This window comes from Microbacterium binotii, assembly GCF_021398715.1.
Classification (GTDB): domain Bacteria; phylum Actinomycetota; class Actinomycetes; order Actinomycetales; family Microbacteriaceae; genus Microbacterium; species Microbacterium binotii_A.
This window is the reverse complement of record NZ_CP090347.1, coordinates 768,554-785,528: the sequence shown is the minus strand read 5'-3', so window position 1 is coordinate 785,528 and position 16,975 is coordinate 768,554. Positions and strand designations below refer to the sequence as shown.

The following is a 16,975-nucleotide window of genomic DNA, read 5'->3' as shown; positions in this document are numbered from 1 at the left end:
ACACCCGGGTAACGCCCACGAGACATAGCCGCGATTGACTGAGGGCAGTCACCGCATCGCATGACCGATGCCTTCCGCAGCGAAAGGAGCGGCCGATGATCCCCCGACCGCTGAGACACGACGCCCCCTCCTCCGCGCCGATGCGGGCCGAAGACGTCCCGACCCGGATGCGCGCCGCCGTCATCGACTCGACCGGAGCGCCGGAGCTCCTCCACGAGACCCAGCTCCCGGTTCCCCAGCCGGTGCTCGGAGAGCTGCTGGTGCGCGTCGTCGCCGCAGGAGTGAATCCCATCGACGCGAAGACGCGGGCGGGCCAGGGAGTGAGCGGAGCCATCGCGGCCTACCCGGCGGCGCTGGGTTTCGACTTCAGCGGCGTGGTGGTCGCCTCGCCGTTCGAGTCGCACCCGTTGCCCGCCGGCACCGAGGTCTTCGGGATGGTGCCCTTTCCGCGCACCGGCGGCACCTACGCCGAGTACGTCGTCGTGCCGTCGCAGTCGCTCGCCCGCAAGCCCGCCTCGCTCTCGCATGTCGAGGCCGCGGGGATCCCCCTGGCCGCCCTCACCGCCTGGGGCGTCGTCGTGGAGACCGCGCATGCCCACGAGGGCCAGCGCGTGCTGATCCACGCCGGGAGCGGCGGCGTGGGCCACTTCGCGGTGCAGCTCGCCGCGTACTTCGGCGCCCATGTGACGGTCACCTCCTCCGCCCGCAATGCCGCGTGGCTGCGGGAGCTCGGCGCATCGGTGGTCATCGACTACGCCACCACGCGGTTCGAGGACGTCGTGGCGGACATGGACGTCGTGATCGACCTCGTGGCCAACACCGAGGACGAGGTCGGAACACGCTCGCTGGGCGTCATCCGCCCCGGCGGTCTGTACGTCATGGTGCCCAGTGGCGGCTGGCCCGGTTTCGCTGAGGCTGCGGCGGAGGTGGGGGTGCGCGCCACCGGCTACAAGGTCATCCCCGACGGAGACGTCCTCGCGACCCTCGCGCGGTTGCTCGACACCGGATCGATCCAGGTCTACATCGACGCCGTGTACGAGCTCGCGGATGCGGCCAGGGCGCACCGCGAGCTGGAGCGCGGCCGCACCCGGGGAAAGTCCGTGCTGCGCATCAGCGAGGCATGATCCTCAGCGCTCTGCCCGCCGTTTCCGCCACCGCATCCGCGACCGCATCCAGCAGGGAAGACGTCAGGTTCCACTGCTGCCAGTACAGCGGGACGTCCACGGGCGGCCCGGAGAGCAGCACGAGCGAGCCGTCGGCGAGATCCGCCTCCGTCTGGAGATCGGGCAGCATCCCCCACCCGAGACCGCCGCGCACCGCATCGGCGAAGGCGTGCGAACCGGGCACGAAGCTGCGGGGCGGGGACGCGGGATCGACGCCCCGCTCTTGCAACCACCTGGTCTGCAGCTCGTCGCGGCGGTCGTAATCGACGACCCGGGCGTGCTCCGCTCCCAGACGCTCAAGTTCCCGCGCGCGCGTCGGCGTCGCCACGGCGCGGTAGCGCATCGCTCCGAGGGGACGCACCCGACATCCGGCCACGGGGTCGGCCCGCGACGTGACCGCGGCGATCACGCGCCCCGACGCGAGCATCTCGGCGGTGAAGTCCTGATCGTCCCGGTGGAGATCGAACACCACGTCGTGCAGCGCCGAGACCTGTGACAGCGCGGCGACGAACCAGGTCGACAAGGAATCCGCGTTGACGGCGAGCGACAGACTGACCGCCGCTCGGCTCTCACCCTCGCCCGCCTCGCCCAGCTCTCGCAGCACGTCGTGCGAGAGCAGCGCGTACTGCCGGGCCAGGCGCACGACTCGTTCCCCGTCGGCGGTCGCGCGAGCGGGCTTGGAACGCACGAGCAGGACACGGCCCAGCCGTTCCTCCAGCGCTCGGATGCGTTGACTGACCGCCGAGGGGGTGATGTGAAGTCGGCGAGCCGCCGCCTCCATCGTTCCCGTGTCGACGACGGCGGCGAGGGTCGCAGCGAGGTCAGCCGGAAGATCAACCATGAGCACAGCTTATGATGATGAAGAAATCCGAACTGGTGCTCATGCACTGCCGATCATAACGTCGGAGCGTGTTCTCCTCCCTCGCCGCGGGCCTCGGCCTCGGCCTCTCGCTCATCGTCGCCATCGGTGCGCAGAACCTGTTCGTGCTGCGCCAGGGCATCCGGCGCGAGCATGTGCTCGCCGTCGCGCTCGTGTGCGCCGCCTCGGATGCGGCGCTGATCGCGGTCGGCGTGTCCGGCCTCGGGCTCGTCCTCGCCGCCGTCCCCTGGGCGATCGAGGTCGCGCGGTGGGCGGGTGTCGCGTTCCTCCTCGGGTACGCGCTGCTCGCGGCCCGGCGGGCCTGGCGCCCGGCGGCCGCATCGTCCGTCGATGCGACGCCCTCTCCCCCGGTCGCCCGCACCTCGCTCACCGCGGCTCTGCTCACGTGCCTGGCGCTGACCTGGCTCAATCCGCACGTGTACCTCGACACCGTCTTCCTGCTCGGGTCGGTCGCGAGCACGCACGGCGACACACGATGGTGGTTCGCGGCCGGTGCGATGACGGCGAGCGTGGCGTGGTTCTTCTCGCTCGCGTACGGCGCCCGGCTTGTCGGCCGGTTGTTCGAGTCCCGGGTGGCATGGCGGATCCTCGACGCGATCATCGCCGTCGTCATGGCCGTGATCGCGCTCAGCCTCGTCCTCGGAGGCTGATCCGGACGCATCCTGCCACCCACGCGTCGTTCGCGACAGCCCGCAGCACCACACGTGCATCCACGGCACAATGTGCGCATGCGTCATGTCCGAGTGATCGTCAGCGGCGCCGTGCAGGGCGTCGGCTTCCGTTACGCCGCCCACGACGCCGCCGCTCGCCTCGGCGTGGCCGGTTGGGTGCGAAACCGCCGAGACGGCACGGTCGAGGCCGAGCTCCACGGCGAGGAAGGCCGCGTGGATCGGATGATCGATTGGCTTCGCAAAGGACCGAGCGCAGCGCACGTCGAGCGCGTGGAGGTCTCGGAGACCACCCCCACGGGACCGCTCAGCTTCGACATCAGAGAAGACGCCTGAGCATGCAGGAAGGGCCCCGTCCGAAGACGGGGCCCTTCCTGTGAGACGTGTCTCAGACCAGCGCGTTGACGTCCAGCGGGATACCGGGGCCGAACGTGGTCGACACCGCACCCTTCTGGATGTAACGGCCCTTGGAGCTGGACGGCTTCAGACGGACGATCTCCTCGAGAGCGGCCTTCAGGTTCTCGTCGAGCTGGTCGGCCGAGAACGACGCCTTGCCCACGACGAAGTGCACGTTGGCGTGCTTGTCGACGCGGAACTCGATCTTGCCGCCCTTGATCTCCTCGACGGCCTTGGCCGGGTTCGGGGTCACCGTGCCGGTCTTCGGGTTCGGCATGAGACCGCGGGGACCCAGGACCTTACCGAGGCGACCGACCTGGCCCATGAGCTCGGGGGTCGAGACGGCGGCGTCGAACGACGTGTAGCCGCCCGCGACCTTCTCGATCAGCTCGGCGCCGCCGACCTCGTCAGCGCCCGCAGCGAGAGCAGCCTCGGCGGCCGGGCCCGTCGCGAAGACGATGACGCGGGCGGTCTTGCCCGTGCCGTGCGGGAGGATGACGGTGCCGCGCACCATCTGGTCCGCCTTGCGGGGGTCGACCGACAGCTTGAGGGCGACCTCGACGGTGGAGTCGAACTTCTTCGACCCGGTCTCCTTCGCGAGGGTCACAGCCTCGGTCGGGGTGTAGAACTTGTCGGCCTCGATCTTCTCGGCGGCCGCGCGGAATGCCTTGGACTTGGTAGCCATGTTCGTTATCTCCCTCAGTCCTCGACCGTGATGCCCATGGAGCGGGCGGTGCCGGCGATGATCAGCGAGGCAGCCTCGATGTCGTTCGCGTTCAGGTCGGGCATCTTCGTCTCGGCGATCTGGCGCACCTGGTCCTTGGTGAGCTTGGCGACCTTGACGGTGTGGGGGGTCTTCGAACCCTTGGCGACGCCTGCGGCCTTCTTGATGAGCTCCGCGGCGGGCGGGGTCTTCAGGATGAAGGTGAAGCTGCGGTCCTCGTAGACGGTGATCTCCACGGGGATGACGTTGCCGCGCTGCGACTCGGTCGCGGCGTTGTACGCCTTGCAGAACTCCATGATGTTGACGCCATGCTGACCGAGCGCGGGGCCGATCGGCGGCGCCGGGTTGGCTGCACCGGCGTTGATCTGAAGCTTGATCAGGCCGGTCACCTTCTTCTTCGGTGCCATTCTTCTTTCCTTTCATCGAGCGGATGCCGGATGCATCGGCTCTCCCGCATCCCGTCGAGGGAAGCGGTTGTCGCAGCGCGCCGGAGCGGCACGCAAACCACAACACTCTACCGCATCACCGGGCGTGTCGGACGACGGGCGGGCGCGGCACGACGACCGCCCCGCCGGAGGGTCCGGCGGGGCGGTCGCGGGGGGCTGCCTACTGCAGTGCGCCGAAGATCCGCGGCGACGTGCGGGCGTGGGTGACCTGCTCGTAGCTGTACGCCAGGCCGATCAGCGTGCCCTCGGAGAAGTCGCGACCGAGGAACTCGATGTTCGTGCCGACCGTCTGCCCTCCTTCAGCCGTACCCGATGCGCTCATCGGAACGGTGACCGCCGGAAGCCCGGTGTTGGGGCTGAGGCGCATGTAGCTGCTGGCGAACGTGCCGTAGGCCATCGTGCTCGGGTAGATGATCGCGTCGAGGTCGGCGTCGTCCATCATCTGGGTCACGAGTGTCTTTCCTGCCGCGATCTGACGCGTGTGCGAGCCGTCGGCTCCTGCCCATGCCTCGTAGGTCTCTGCGGTCACGGCGTTACGGGAGGTGTACGTGCTGCGGTAGCCGGGCACGAAGTTGCCGCTGTCGATGATGGCCTGCAGGCTGCGAGCGGTGACGTTCGGGTTCAGGTACGACGCGATGTATTCGTTGAGGTCGTGCTTGAACTCGTTCGTGGACCCGGAGCCCTCGCTTGTGACGGCAGTGAACTCGGCGGGCGGGGTGATCGTGACGACTGTCGCACCCTGCGCGGTGAGCAGATTGACGGCCGCTGCGAAGCGGGTCGCCGTCTCACCGGTACCGCTCAGCGTCCCGATCACACCGATCCGCGCACCCTTGAGAGCATCCGCATCAAGGAACGACGAGTAGGACTCCGGGACCTTCCCGACCTGGCGCTGCGTGACGGCGTCGTTCTCGTCCACGCCCACAACGGCATCGAGCGCGAGCGCCGCATCCGTCACGCTGCGGGCGATCGGGCCACCGGTGTCCTGGGAGAGAGCGAGCGGGATGATGCCGTCGCGGCTCGCGAGACCCACCGTGGGCCGGATGCCGACGAGCTGGTTGTACGAGGAGGGCACGCGGATGGAGCCGCCCGTGTCGGTGCCGAAGCCGATGCCGGCGAGGTTGGCGGCGATGGCGGCTCCGGTCCCACCCGACGAGCCTCCGGCTGTCTTGCTCGTGTCGTAGGGGCTTGCGACGTACAACGAGGAACCGGCCGGCTGGAACGCGGAGAACTGCGAGCTGAACCCGTAGGCGAACTCGTCGAGGCTCGCCTTGGCGATGATGATCGCCCCGTCGGCACGGAGCCCTTCGACCATGTGGGCGTCGCCGGCGGTCTGGTTCTCGTTCCAGCAGCCGCAACCGCCGGTGGTGACCATGTCCTTCGTGTTGTAGTTGTCCTTCACCGCGACCGGCACGCCCAGCAGCATGCTGGTCATCCCGTGCGCGGCGCGCTCCTCGTCGGCGGCGGCCGCCGCCTCGAGAGCGGTGCTGCTCGTGGTGATGATCGCGTTCAGGGGACGGGCGGTCTGCGTCGTGATGGCGGGAACGGCGGGATCCACCGGGTAGGTGATGGTCGCGTCGTCGAGCTTCGCGATGCGCTGGAGGTAGGCCTGGGTGAGCTCGACCGAGGTGATCACGCCGGCGTTCATCGCCGCCTGCATGTCGACGGTGGAGGCCTCGATCAGCTCGAACGGTCCGTCGTCGTAGATCATGCGCTGCGACAGGGCGGCGAGGTCCGCGATCGTGATCTGCCCGTCGGCATCGGTGTCGATCACGGCGATCTCCGGCCACGCGGCGTCAGCGGCCGTCACGCCGAGATAGCGCGCGGCGACGGCGAGGTCGTCGGCGTCGACCTGACGGTCACCGGTGAGATCGAGCTCGGTGTAGAACGGAGCGAGCATCGCGGCGGATGCGGTGGGCTCCGGTTCGGCGAAGGCGGGAGCCACGGCCATGACGGCGGTGACGGTACCCAGTACCGCCGCGGCGGCGATCGTGCGGGTGGTGCGGGTGGGCATGGACGCTCTCCTGGAGGACGCGAAGGTTTCGGGAACGACTGCGGCGCGAGGGTTCATCGGCTGACCGCCCGTCGACGCAGGAGCAGCACGACACCGAGTGCCACGGCGGCGAGAGCCGCCGCACCGAGGACGAGCCAGGGTGTCGCATCGACACCGGTGGTGGCGAGCGGACCGCTCGGAGCTGCGGCCGGCTCAGCTGCGGGCGCCGGCGTCGACGTGCTCGGTGACGGGGTCGTCGACGGCGGAACCACGACGGCAGCGATGACGGTGGTGGCCGGATCGATCGTCGTCACGTCGAGCGAGGCGGTATCGCGTGCCGCGCCGACGAGATCGGCCGAGACGAGCTCGATCACCGCGTCACCTGCGGCGAGAGCCGTGAAGGTGAAGGCGACGAGGGGCTGCGCCCCGACGAGCCCGGGCGAGGTGCCGAGACGGGTGTGCGTCAGGGAGGCGATACCGCGATCGGCATCGGCCGTCGCATCGCCGAACCCGCCGTCCGGGAAGGTGGCGCTGCCCTCGTCGAACGAGAGCAGCTCGGCGTCGTAGCCGAGCGCGAGGTCGTAGGCATAGAGGTCTTCGACGTTCGCCGCAGTGATCGTCACGGTCACGGTGTCCCCGACCTCGGCGGCGCCGGTGGCGGTGATCGTGATGTCTGTCGCGGTGGGGGCGGCGTGGGCGGCCGGTGCGACGACGAGCGTCGCACCGAGCAGCGCTGCCGTGGCGGCCGTGGCCGCCGCGAGGCGACGCGGGATGAATCTGGGCATGCGGGAGCGGATCCTTCCTGAGGGCCCGCGACGCGCTCGGGTGCGCTGACGCGGAGGATGTCTGGTGCTCCTGCAGCGTCACAGGCCCGGATTTCCCGCGCGGGCTCTGGAGTGTTTCCGCCAGGTAAAAAATGTACCGATCGGTTCATGCCGAGGTACGCCGGGCGCGCCTCGGCCACGGTGGAACGACGAACGCCCCGCCGGCAGAGCCGGACGGGGCGTTCGAGGGAGCCTGTGGGTCAGACCATCTTGGAGACCTGGTCGAAGGACAGCTCGACCGGCGTCTCACGCTCGAAGAGCGAGACGAGAACCGTGAGCTTGCCGCTCTCGGGCTTGATCTCGCTGATCGAGCCGGGAAGACCCGCGAACGAGCCTTCCTTGATGGTGATCGTCTCGCCGATCTCGTAGTCGACCTCCGCCGCGATGACGCGGGCTGCGGCCGGCGCTGCGCTGCCGCCACCGGACTTCGCCGGGGGGACGTCCTTGATCTCGACGAGGCTCTTCAGCATGTTGAACGCTTCTTCGAAGCGCAGTGGCGTCGGGTTGTGGGCGTTGCCGACGAAGCCCGTGACGCCGGGCGTGTGGCGGACGACCGACCAGGTGTCCTCGTTGAGCTCCATGCGCACGAGCACGTAGCCCGGGATGCGCACGCGGGTGACCATCTTGCGCTGGCCGTTCTTGATCTCGACGACGTCCTCCATCGGGACCTCGACCTGGTAGATGTCGTCCTCGACCTCGAGCGTCGACTTGCGCTGCTCGATGTTGGCCTTCACCTTGCGCTCGAAGCCGGCGTAGGAGTGGATGACGTACCACTTGCCCTCGAGCGCACGCAGCTCCTGACGGAACGCCTCGTAGGGGTCGGCGTCCGCGTCGACCTCCTCCTCGATCTCGTCGACGGCGGTGGCCGCGTCATCGATCTCGGCCACGAACTCGGGGTCGAGGACGGGAGCGTCCGGCTCGCCGTTGATGTCGGGTCCGTCGTAGGGCGTCACTTCGTCGGCCTCCTCGGCTGCGCGCTCTGCTTCTTCTTCGGCGAGCGATTCGGTCAGCACCTCGGCTGCCGCTTCGGCCTCGGCGGCTTCGTCGATCTCCAGCGCGTCGTTCACGATCGCGTCGGCCTCGGGGTCTTCGACGTCGGCGTCCGCGTCGTAGCCGGTGTCGGAGTCCTCACCCTCGTCGTCGCCCTCGATGTGCAGCGCAACGTGCTCGGCGGCCTCGACGGAGCGCTCCTCGGCGGCGAGGGTGTTGCCCTCCTGCGCCTCGTCGTCCTCGCTGGACTGCTCGGCGGCGGTCGCCCAATCGGCGTCGTCGGTGTATTTCTCAGACACTTACGTACTCTCTCGTTCTGGTCTGCGGGTGGCGACACCCGCGCCTCGCGATGTCAGGCTCCGGGGACTCCGAAGACGACTGTCGTCAGCCAGACGAACACGACATCGAGTCCGTAGACGACCGCCATCATCACGATGACGAAGCCCAGGACGACGCCGGTGAACTTCACCAGCTCCTTGCGCGTCGGGGTGACGACCTTGCGAAGCTCAGCGAAGACCTGGCGGATGAAGATGACGATGCGCAGGAAGAAGTTGGGCTTCTTCTCGCGCACGGCACCGCCAGCGGCGACAACCTCGCCCTTCGGCTCGTCCTGGACCATGCACCCACCTGAATCGCTTACGTCGTGCCAGCATGCGCTGGCGCGCAGGGCGGACAGGAATCGAACCTGCAACCTGCGGTTTTGGAGACCGCTGCTCTGCCAATTGAGCTACCGCCCTAGAGACCCGGAGGTCTCGCGCCCGCACTCCTGCCGTGACCTGATCCGAAGGGATGTGTCGTCCCGATGACGGGCACGGCGAAAGAATGCAGACTTCAACTGCACGCTCAAGTGTACGGCATGGCACACGAGGGCGCGAACGCGCTCACCCCGGAAGGCACGGCGAGAAGACCGCGATCACCACCGCAGGACCGTCGGAGGCCAGGGTCACGGTGACGCCGTCCTCCGAGATCCAGCCCTGTCTCTCCGCGCCGGGAAGGGTGTCGGCGAGAGGTCGCCAGACGTCGGGATCCAGGCTTTCGCCGAGGTCGTCGCGCACACTCTCCGCCTCGGAGACGTCGGCCGCGACCGCAAGCACCCCGGTGGCCGTCAGCACGACCTGCTCGGTGTCGGCGGGACGCGAACACGCCTGCGTGCGCGGCTCGGCGGTCTCGAGCGTTCGCAGCACCTGGGGATCCACCGCAGACGCCTGAGCGACGAGATCGTCGAACACCTCGTTCATCCGGCGGTCCGCCGCATCCGCATCCACCGAGGAGCACGCGCTCAGCGCGAGCACGGCGAGCAACGAGGCAGCCGCGATGCCGGAACGCGCCCTCACGGTCTCACCACCTCGAGCACCTCGTAATCCGCCGCCACGGGCTCCGTGACCTGCACGCCCAGCGACGCGAGATGATCCAGCAGCCACCCGTCGTACCAGCCCTCGACGTCGCAGGGTGAGGAGGTGTCGACGTAGTCGGATGCCGGGATGCCGTAGACGTACACGGCGCGACAGCTCGCATCGGCCTCCAGCTCGGGGCCGTACTGGTCGTCGGTGACCCCGGCCCGATCCGCCGCGAGGAAGGCCGGGTAGTAGTTCTGGTACTGGTACCAGTGCATGGCCTCGTGAACGAACACGGGCCACACGGACGATTCCATTCCCGGGTCCCACGCGAGGAACAGCCAGCTCGGGTAGCGGGTGGAGTAGCAGCCGCCGACGACGATCTCGTATCCGGTGCGCTCGGAGAGGTGGTAGCCGCAGTTCTCGTCCCCGGCATCGAATGCGACCTGCACACGGTCCGCGCCGATCGAGGAGAGGAACGCGCGCCCGTCCGGGTCCGGCCCCGGCATCGCTGTCCCGCCCGGATTCGGCACGGCCAGCAGCGGCGAGTCGGTCCCCGTCTTCCACTCCTCGACCTGCGCGTGCTCGTCGTCCCAGGCGCGACGATCGCCCGCGTACTCGTTCGTCGCCTGCTGGGTGGCGGTCACCTTCTCGGAGGCGGCGGCGAACGTGTCGGCGATCGCCGCCTCCTGCTCGGGGCTCATCACCCGCGACGCGAGCAGCCGCTCCCGCTGCTGCCAGATGAGCCACGCTCCCCCGGTACCGGCGGCGAGCAGCATGAGGAAGACGAGGCTCAGCGAGACACCGATGATCCAGCCTGCGCCGCGATGGCGGCGTCGCGGCGCAGCGGGCTCGACCGTCTGCGGGAGGACGGGCGGCGATCCGGCCGCCGGCGGGGCCGGATCGAACGTCACGCCATCGCCCCTTCGGCGGGATCGGCTGCTCGCCGTTCGAAGGCGCGACCGGTGGTGACCGATGGCGTGATGCGTACCAGGACGTCCTTGACGGTGGGAGCCCAGGGCGCCGAGGCGAGGGCTTCGAGCGCCGCGATCTCGTCGGAGCGGTCGACGGCCGCCGCCGTCCCGCGCACGACGACGCTCCAGGCGTCCTGCGCGCTGTGGTGGTCGACCTCGAACAGCACCTCGTCGCGGGCGGTGAGCTCGAGCAGCTTCGTGCCCGGCGCGGTGCGGAACAGGATGCTGCGCCCGTCGAGCGCGTAGCCGACAGGGAACACGTCGATGCGCTCGCCGATCCTGGTCACCAGGCGACCGACCTCCTGCGTGGCGAGCAGGCGCCACATCGCCTCCTCGTCCAGTACCCGTACCCCGTCCGCCTGCGTCGTGTCGCTCATGAGCCCATCCTGGCCCAACCGGCCCCCGCGCGCACGGGCTCGTTCTCTCCCCAGGCACTCAGGTGCGCCCCCGCTCGCGGAGTACGCTGAATCGGTCGCCGCCCACCACCCGATGGGCGGCGCTGCGACGAGGTTCGAGGAGCGACGGTGAACGAGGTGCCGCCCCCCCAGCAGTTCCAGGTGGACCTTCGCGGGGTGATCGATCTGCTCAGTCGGCACATCTACTCGAGCCCGCGCGTCTTCCTCCGAGAGCTCCTGCAGAACGCGGTCGATGCGATCGCCGCCCGTCGCGCGCTGGATGGCGGCGGCGGCCGCATCCGCATCACCCCGGCAGGACTCGAAGCCCCCGAGTTCATCATCCGCGACGACGGCATCGGTCTCACCGAGAGCGAGGTCGCCGATCTTCTGGCGACGGTGGGGCGCAGCTCCAAGCGCGACATCTTCGACCTTCCGCGCAGTGACTTCCTCGGTCAGTTCGGCATCGGGATGCTGTCGTGCTTCATGGTGTGCGACACCATCGTGATCCGCTCGCGGAGCGCCGCCGGCGGACCTGCCGTCGAGTGGGTCGGGCGCTCGGACGGGACCTTCGCGGTGCAGCCGTTCGAGGGCGAGATGCCGGTCGGCACCAGCGTGCACCTGACCCCCCGCAGCGACAGCGCGTCCCTGCTCACGGGCGCGACGGTGCTGGAGCTGGCCGAGACGTTCGGCCGCTATCTGCCGGTCTCGGTCGTGGTGGATCTGCCCGGCGGCGGCGAGACCACCGTGACCGAGCCCGCCCCCTTCCTCGACGGCGACCGCGAGACGCGGCTGACGTACGGGCGCGAGCTCATCGGCGTCGAGCCGCTGGATGCGATCGAGCTGACGGTCGCTGCCACACAGACCCGCGGCGTCGCCTACGTGCTGCCGTTCGCTCCGCCGCCCTCGGCACGTCAGAGCACGCGCGTCTACCTGCGCCGCATGCTGCTGGCAGAGCGTGCCGACGACCTGCTCCCCGACTGGGCGTTCTTCGCGCGCGCGGTGATCGACTCGGGCGGGCTGCATCCGACCGCCAGCCGCGAGGCGCTCGTCGACGACGACGCGCTCGAGCAGACCCGCAGCGAGATCGGCGACGCGATCCGGCGATGGATCCTGGAGCTGGCGTTGCGCGAGCCGGCGCGGCTCGCGCAGTTCGTCGCCGTCCACGAGGTCGCCCTGAAGTCGCTCGTCCGCCACGATGACGAGCTGGCCCGCTTCATCGTGCGCTGGCTCTCGGTGGAGAGCACGGCAGGGCGCGTGCGGATCGAGGAGCTCGTGCGCCGCTCGCCCGAGGTGCGGTACGCCGAGACCGTCGACGAGTTCCGGCAGCTGGCGAGCATCGTGCCGCCCGGGACGCTTCTGGTCGACGGCGGCTACCTCTACGATGCCGAGCTCATCCGCCTTCTGCCCGAGATCTTCCCCGAGGTCACCGTCGAGCGCGTCGAAGTCGGCGCCGAGATGGACCGGCTCGATCTGCCGCCGCTCGACGACCGCAACGCGGCCCTCGATCTCGAGCGTCGCGCTCGCGCCGCCCTCGGCGACGTCGACGTCTCCGTGCGCTCGTTCGAGCGCCGGGAGCTGCCCGGGCTGTTCGTCGCGGATCCGCAGGCTCTCCGGGCTCTCGACCGGGGACGCGCCCGCGGCGCCGCCGGCGCGCTGTGGTCGGGAGTCCTCGACCGGGCCGAGAAGGCCGTCTCCGGAGCGGACGCGGATGCGACACCGCCCGCCGCCAAGCTGTGCCTGAACTGGGCCAATCCGACCGTTCGCGCCCTCGCCGCGGCCGGCGACACCGCGGTCTTCGACAGCGGCATCCGTCTGCTGCACGTGCAGTCGCTGCTCGCCGGCCATCACCCGCTCAGCCCGCGCGACCGCGCCGTGATGAGCACCTCGCTCGCGGAGCTGCTCGAGAGAGCACTCGCCGCCACCCCCGACCCGGAAGGAACATCATGACCGGTTACGCGACCCGCATCCGATCGCTGTTCGACGAGATCGATCGCACGCCCTGGGGACCGACCGAGAGGGCCCTCGTCGCAGAAGCGGTGGCGCTGGCGCAGGAAAGCGGAGACGAGCGCCTCGAGTACGAGGCGCGGATGCGGCAGACCGCCAGCGCCAACATGGGCGGCGACACGGATCTGATGCTCACCTCGTTCGCGTGGTGCCTGGGGCACCACGACGCCGACCCCGAGCGCTTCCCCGCCGAGCTGGAGCCGGCGGGCGACCTCATGTGGCACTACAAGTGGATGGCGGGCGCCCTCCGGGGCTCGCCCGAGTTCTCGTCCGAGCAGATCACGGCCGTGCTCGATGACATGCAGACCCACTACGAGCGGGCAGGTCACGGCATGAGCGGCGTGCTGATGGCGCGCTTCGAGGACGCGTGGTCGGCCGGACGCATCGACGAGGCATCCGAGCTGCGACGTCGGCTCGAGGCCACGCCCCGCGACGAGTACAGCCACTGCGACGCCTGCACGCGCAGCCAGTTCGCCGGGTTCTTCGCGGAGACCGGTGACGAGGCGGAGGCGATCCGTCTCGTCGAGGAGCTCGTCGAAGGCGGCTTCACGTGCGGCGAGGAGCCCGAGCACGCCCTCGCCCGCTCCCTCCTGCCCTACCTGCACGCCGGACGCCCGGATGACGCGCGGGCGGCGCACCTGCGCAGCTACCGCCTCGCGAAGGACAACGCCGACAACCTCTCGATCATCGCGAAGAACATCGTCTTCTGCGCTGTCACGGGCAACGAGGCACGCGCGCTCGCGCTCGTCGAACGACACCTGCCGTGGCTCACCCACGACGGGCTGAATGCCAGCGCGCACCTGGAGGCGCTCGCGGCCTTCGCCGTCGCGTTGGATGCGGTCGCCGCCGCTGGTCACCCCGACGCCGCCGTGCGCGGCTCCGACGCCGAGGCGCTCGTCCCCCTGATCGGCGCGCACGATGGTCTCTGGCCCGCCGCCGAGCTCGCCGCACGGATGTGGACCGCCGCCGAGAGCATCGCCCAGGCCTTCGATGCCCGCAACGCGACCGACGCCCAGGCCTCCTGGCTCGCCGGGCAGCGCGCCGTCGGCGCCGAGCGCTACGAGGTGCCGATCAGCTCCCACGACTTCGCCGCCCGGTCCTCCGCCCCCACTCCCCGCACCCCCGCGGAGCGCGTCGAGCGGGCGCTGGCCCTGCACCAGCTGGGCTCGATCGCCTCCCTCGAGGCGATCCGCGAGGCGCTGGACGACGCGGACGTCGAGCAGCGGGTCTCGCTCACGCACGGGCTGCTCGCCGTGCTCGTCGCCCTCGGTCGACTCGACGAGGCGACCGCCGCGCTGCCGAGCAGACTCGCCGCCCTCCGCGCGGCGGGACGCGTCGCACAGGCGGAGCTGGAGGAGGAACTGGGACTCCTGCTCTACGGCGCCGAGGCCGACGACGCGCCTGGCACCCTCCAGCGCGCGCTCGACGAGCGCCACGGTGCACCGGCCGAGGTGCGAGCGGACCTCCTCGCCACGCTGGCCTTCCTCCGGCTCAAGGATCAGGCGGCCACCGAGCCCGACGACCGTCGGCGCACGGCGGAGATGTTCGCCGAGGCGGCGGAGCTGTTCGCCGAGGCTGGGGAGACCGGTCCCTCGCACTCGCAGCGCTGGATGCAGGCGGACATGACGGCGGCAGCGGGGGACCTGCCCGAGGCGCTGGCCCTGCTGGAGGCTCTCCTCGCCGACAACGGGCTCAGCGAGGCTCGTCGTGCGCGGGCCCTCCTGCTGCGCGCGCGCACCCGCGGCGGGCTGGCCGAGTATGCCGCCGGCGCCGCCGACGCGGACGAGGCGACACGCATCCATCTGCTGACCGGGGCCGATGACCGGCTCGTGAGCGATGTCTTCTTCCTCGCGGGCGCGCTGCACGAGGACGCGGGCGCCCTGGGCGAGGCCGTCTCCCGCTACCGTGTCGCCACCGAACGCCGGGAAGCAACGGGCGCCCCCGCGACGGACCTGCGCTTCCGGTTGGGTCGCGCCCTGCTGGGCGCCGGATTCGGCGAGGAGGCCATCGAGGTGCTCGATCAGGTGCTGCAGGAGGAGACGGCCGCGGAGGAGCCGGCCGGCTCCCGTGCGATCACCGTCGGACTGCTGACCCGTGCGTTCGAGCAGGCGGGACAGTTCGGCAACGCGCTGGGTGGCTGGGAGTTCGTCGCGCAGCTGCACGACGAGGCGGACGAGCCCGCCGCGCGCGCCTACGCCCTCAAGGAGCACGGACGGTTGCTCGGCCGCTTCGGCGAGATCGACGACGCGATCGACTCGTTGACGCAGGCCGTGGAGATCGTGCGCGGGGACGAGGAACAGGTGGGCCTGCTGGCCGACGGCCTCCACACGCTCGCGCAGGCGCACCAGCAGCGCGGCGACCTCGATGAGGTGTTCGCCCTGCTGGACGAAGCGGTCGAGCTCGGCCGCGCGAACGACGCGGCGTGGTTCGTCGCCGACGTGCTCGACACGCGGGCACGGGCTCTCGCCGCCGCCGAGCGCACGGACGAAGCCGTGGCCACCGCCCTGCAGGCGGCCGACGGCTTCGTACAGGCGGGGGACACGACCTCCGCCGGCCGCTCCGAGTTCGTCGCCGCGCGCATCCTGATGAGCGCGGAGCGTCCGGCGGATGCGGTGCCCCTCTACCGCGCGGCGCTCGAGCACGCCGGCGACGATGAGGCGCTGCGCCAGACCGCCGCCCTCGAGCTCGGTGACGTGCTGGAGAGTCTCGGCCGGCCGGCCGAGGCGGCCGAGGTCCGCGCGACGCTTCCGGCATGACGATGGCGGGGGCGAGATCCTCGCCCCCGCCATCGTTCCGGCTCACTCGGCGATGCGGATGAGCTTCTTGTTGACGAACTCGTCCGCCGCCAGCAGGCCCATCTCGCGGCCGGTACCGGACCGCTTGACGCCGCCGAACGGCAGCTCGGGGGAATCCGCGAGCACGCAGTTGACGTAGACCATGCCGGCCTCGATCCGATCCGCCACACGCTCCGCCTGCGCGGGGTCCGTCGTGTAGACGTAGGAGCCGAGCCCGAAGCTCGTGTCGTTCGCCACGCGCACCGCGTCCTCCTCGCCCGAGACGCGGTAGACCACGCCGGCGGGCCCGAAGAGCTCTTCGCGGTAGACATCCATCTCGGGCGTGACATCGGTGAGCACGGTGGGCGCGTAGAACGCGCCGTCACGGGTGCCGCCGGTCACGAGGCGCGCGCCCTGCGCGACGGCGGTGTCGACCTGCGCCTCGAGCCGCTCGGCGGCCGCGAGCGAGGACAGGGGTCCGAGCAGCGTCTCCTCGGCGAAGGGATCGCCCACGGGCGTCTCGGCCATCGCGGCGGTGAACTTCTCGAGGAAGGCGTCGTACAGCTCGTCGACCACGATGAAGCGCTTGGGCGCGTTGCAGGACTGCCCGTTGTTGTCCATGCGCGCCTCGACGGCGGCGGCGACCGTGGCGTCCAGATCCGGGGTGGAGAGCACGATGAACGGGTCGGATCCGCCGAGCTCCAGCGCGACCTTCTTGAGGTTGCGACCGGCGATCTCCGCGACGGCGGCGCCGGCGCGCTCCGAGCCGGTGACCGACACCCCCTGCACCCGCGAATCGGCGATGACGGTCGCCGCCTGCTCGTTGCTCGCGTAGAGGTTCAGATACGCGCCCTCCGGCAGACCCGCATCCCGGTAGATCTCCTCGATCGCCGCCGAGGACTCCGGGCACTGCGGGGCGTGCTTGAGCAGGATGGTGTTGCCGAGCACCAGGTTGGGGGCGGCGAAGCGGGCGACCTGGTAGTACGGGAAGTTCCACGGCATGATGCCCAGAAGCACCCCGAGAGAGGTCGGGCGGATCACGGCGGAGCCCTCGCCGAGGATGTCGATCGGCCGGTCCGACGTGATCTGCTCGGCGTGGTCGGCGTAGAACTCGGTGATGTCTGCGGCGAAGTCCACTTCACCGAGGGCCGCGGCGAGGGGCTTGCCCATCTCGCGCACGGCGATGGCTGCGAGCTCGTCACGGCGCTCCCGGTGCAGCTCGGCGGCGCGGCGCACGAGAGCGGCACGCTCGGCGACGGGCATGTCGCGCCACTGGCGGTAGGCGCGCTCGGCTTGGACGAGCTTCTGCTCGAGTTCGGCATCGCTGAGGGCGGGGTAGGTGGCCAGCTGCTCACCGGTGGCCGGGTTCACGACCGCGTATTCGCTGCTCATTCGTCCTCCTTGGTTGTGGTC

Annotated in this window: 16 protein-coding genes and 1 tRNA gene; 5 read left to right on the top strand and 12 right to left on the bottom strand. The window is 70.3% G+C overall.

Annotated features, from left to right (window positions below; all coding sequences use genetic code 11):
• Positions 1-95 precede the first annotated feature (95 nt).
• Positions 96-1,124, top strand: coding sequence for an NADP-dependent oxidoreductase (locus LXM64_RS04055; RefSeq protein WP_234074734.1), 1,029 nt, complete (start codon positions 96-98; stop codon positions 1,122-1,124).
• Here LXM64_RS04055 and LXM64_RS04050 read toward each other — a convergent pair.
• Positions 1,111-2,004: a LysR family transcriptional regulator ArgP gene (locus tag LXM64_RS04050; RefSeq protein WP_234074733.1), complete on the bottom strand. Its 894-nt coding sequence runs from the start codon at positions 2,002-2,004 to the stop codon at positions 1,111-1,113. The two genes, LXM64_RS04055 and LXM64_RS04050, sit on opposite strands and share 14 nt — an antisense overlap.
• A gap of 68 nt (positions 2,005-2,072) precedes the next feature.
• Between LXM64_RS04050 and LXM64_RS04045 the strand changes: the two genes are divergently transcribed.
• Both LXM64_RS04045 and LXM64_RS04040 read left to right on the top strand, forming a co-directional pair.
• Complete coding sequence (locus tag LXM64_RS04045) at positions 2,073-2,693, top strand: LysE/ArgO family amino acid transporter (protein ID WP_234074732.1); 621 nt, start codon at positions 2,073-2,075, stop codon at positions 2,691-2,693.
• A 78-nt stretch (positions 2,694-2,771) separates the two neighbouring features.
• Positions 2,772-3,047 (top strand): acylphosphatase, encoded by a 276-nt coding sequence (locus LXM64_RS04040; RefSeq protein ID WP_234074731.1) that lies wholly within the window; start codon positions 2,772-2,774, stop codon positions 3,045-3,047.
• 52 nt (positions 3,048-3,099) lie between these two features.
• On the opposite strand, the gene rplA is transcribed toward LXM64_RS04040, so the two are convergent.
• From rplA to LXM64_RS03990, 10 genes are all read right to left on the bottom strand, one after another.
• On the bottom strand, positions 3,100-3,792 hold the full coding sequence (rplA, locus tag LXM64_RS04035) for a 50S ribosomal protein L1 (RefSeq protein WP_137417827.1): 693 nt from the start codon (positions 3,790-3,792) through the stop codon (positions 3,100-3,102).
• A gap of 14 nt (positions 3,793-3,806) precedes the next feature.
• Complete coding sequence (rplK, locus tag LXM64_RS04030; protein WP_137417828.1) at positions 3,807-4,238, bottom strand: 50S ribosomal protein L11; 432 nt, start codon at positions 4,236-4,238, stop codon at positions 3,807-3,809.
• Between the two features lie 199 nt (positions 4,239-4,437).
• Entirely contained in the window at positions 4,438-6,288 is a 1,851-nt protein-coding gene (locus LXM64_RS04025) for an amidase family protein (RefSeq protein ID WP_234074730.1), read from the bottom strand.
• A 53-nt stretch (positions 6,289-6,341) separates the two neighbouring features.
• On the bottom strand, positions 6,342-7,052 hold the full coding sequence (locus LXM64_RS04020; protein ID WP_234074729.1) for a cohesin domain-containing protein: 711 nt from the start codon (positions 7,050-7,052) through the stop codon (positions 6,342-6,344).
• A 239-nt stretch (positions 7,053-7,291) separates the two neighbouring features.
• Positions 7,292-8,380 (bottom strand): transcription termination/antitermination protein NusG, encoded by a 1,089-nt coding sequence (nusG, locus tag LXM64_RS04015; RefSeq protein ID WP_234074728.1) that lies wholly within the window; start codon positions 8,378-8,380, stop codon positions 7,292-7,294.
• A 53-nt stretch (positions 8,381-8,433) separates the two neighbouring features.
• Positions 8,434-8,700, bottom strand: a complete 267-nt coding sequence (gene secE / locus LXM64_RS04010) for a preprotein translocase subunit SecE (protein WP_137417831.1) — start codon at positions 8,698-8,700, stop codon at positions 8,434-8,436.
• A gap of 45 nt (positions 8,701-8,745) precedes the next feature.
• A tRNA-Trp gene (locus tag LXM64_RS04005) sits at positions 8,746-8,818 on the bottom strand.
• A gap of 144 nt (positions 8,819-8,962) precedes the next feature.
• Positions 8,963-9,415 carry a hypothetical protein gene (locus LXM64_RS04000; protein WP_234074727.1) on the bottom strand — a complete coding sequence of 151 codons (453 nt, stop codon included), beginning with the start codon at positions 9,413-9,415 and terminating at the stop codon, positions 8,963-8,965.
• Positions 9,412-10,329 carry a hypothetical protein gene (locus LXM64_RS03995; RefSeq protein WP_234074726.1) on the bottom strand — a complete coding sequence of 306 codons (918 nt, stop codon included), beginning with the start codon at positions 10,327-10,329 and terminating at the stop codon, positions 9,412-9,414. The genes LXM64_RS04000 and LXM64_RS03995 overlap by 4 nt, the downstream gene beginning before the upstream one ends.
• A complete protein-coding gene (locus LXM64_RS03990) occupies positions 10,326-10,766 on the bottom strand; it encodes a pyridoxamine 5'-phosphate oxidase family protein (protein ID WP_234074725.1) in 441 nt (146 codons plus the stop codon). Before LXM64_RS03990 ends, LXM64_RS03995 begins: the two co-directional genes overlap by 4 nt.
• Positions 10,767-10,913: 147 nt before the next feature.
• Between LXM64_RS03990 and LXM64_RS03985 the strand changes: the two genes are divergently transcribed.
• Positions 10,914-12,731 carry an HSP90 family protein gene (locus LXM64_RS03985; protein ID WP_234074724.1) on the top strand — a complete coding sequence of 606 codons (1,818 nt, stop codon included), beginning with the start codon at positions 10,914-10,916 and terminating at the stop codon, positions 12,729-12,731.
• Positions 12,728-15,544 carry a hypothetical protein gene (locus tag LXM64_RS03980; protein ID WP_234074723.1) on the top strand — a complete coding sequence of 939 codons (2,817 nt, stop codon included), beginning with the start codon at positions 12,728-12,730 and terminating at the stop codon, positions 15,542-15,544. Before LXM64_RS03985 ends, LXM64_RS03980 begins: the two co-directional genes overlap by 4 nt.
• Positions 15,545-15,586: 42 nt before the next feature.
• Here the strand turns inward: LXM64_RS03980 and LXM64_RS03975 are convergent, their stop codons facing one another.
• Entirely contained in the window at positions 15,587-16,954 is a 1,368-nt protein-coding gene (locus LXM64_RS03975; protein ID WP_234074722.1) for an NAD-dependent succinate-semialdehyde dehydrogenase, read from the bottom strand.
• Between the last annotated feature and the right edge of the window lie 21 nt (positions 16,955-16,975).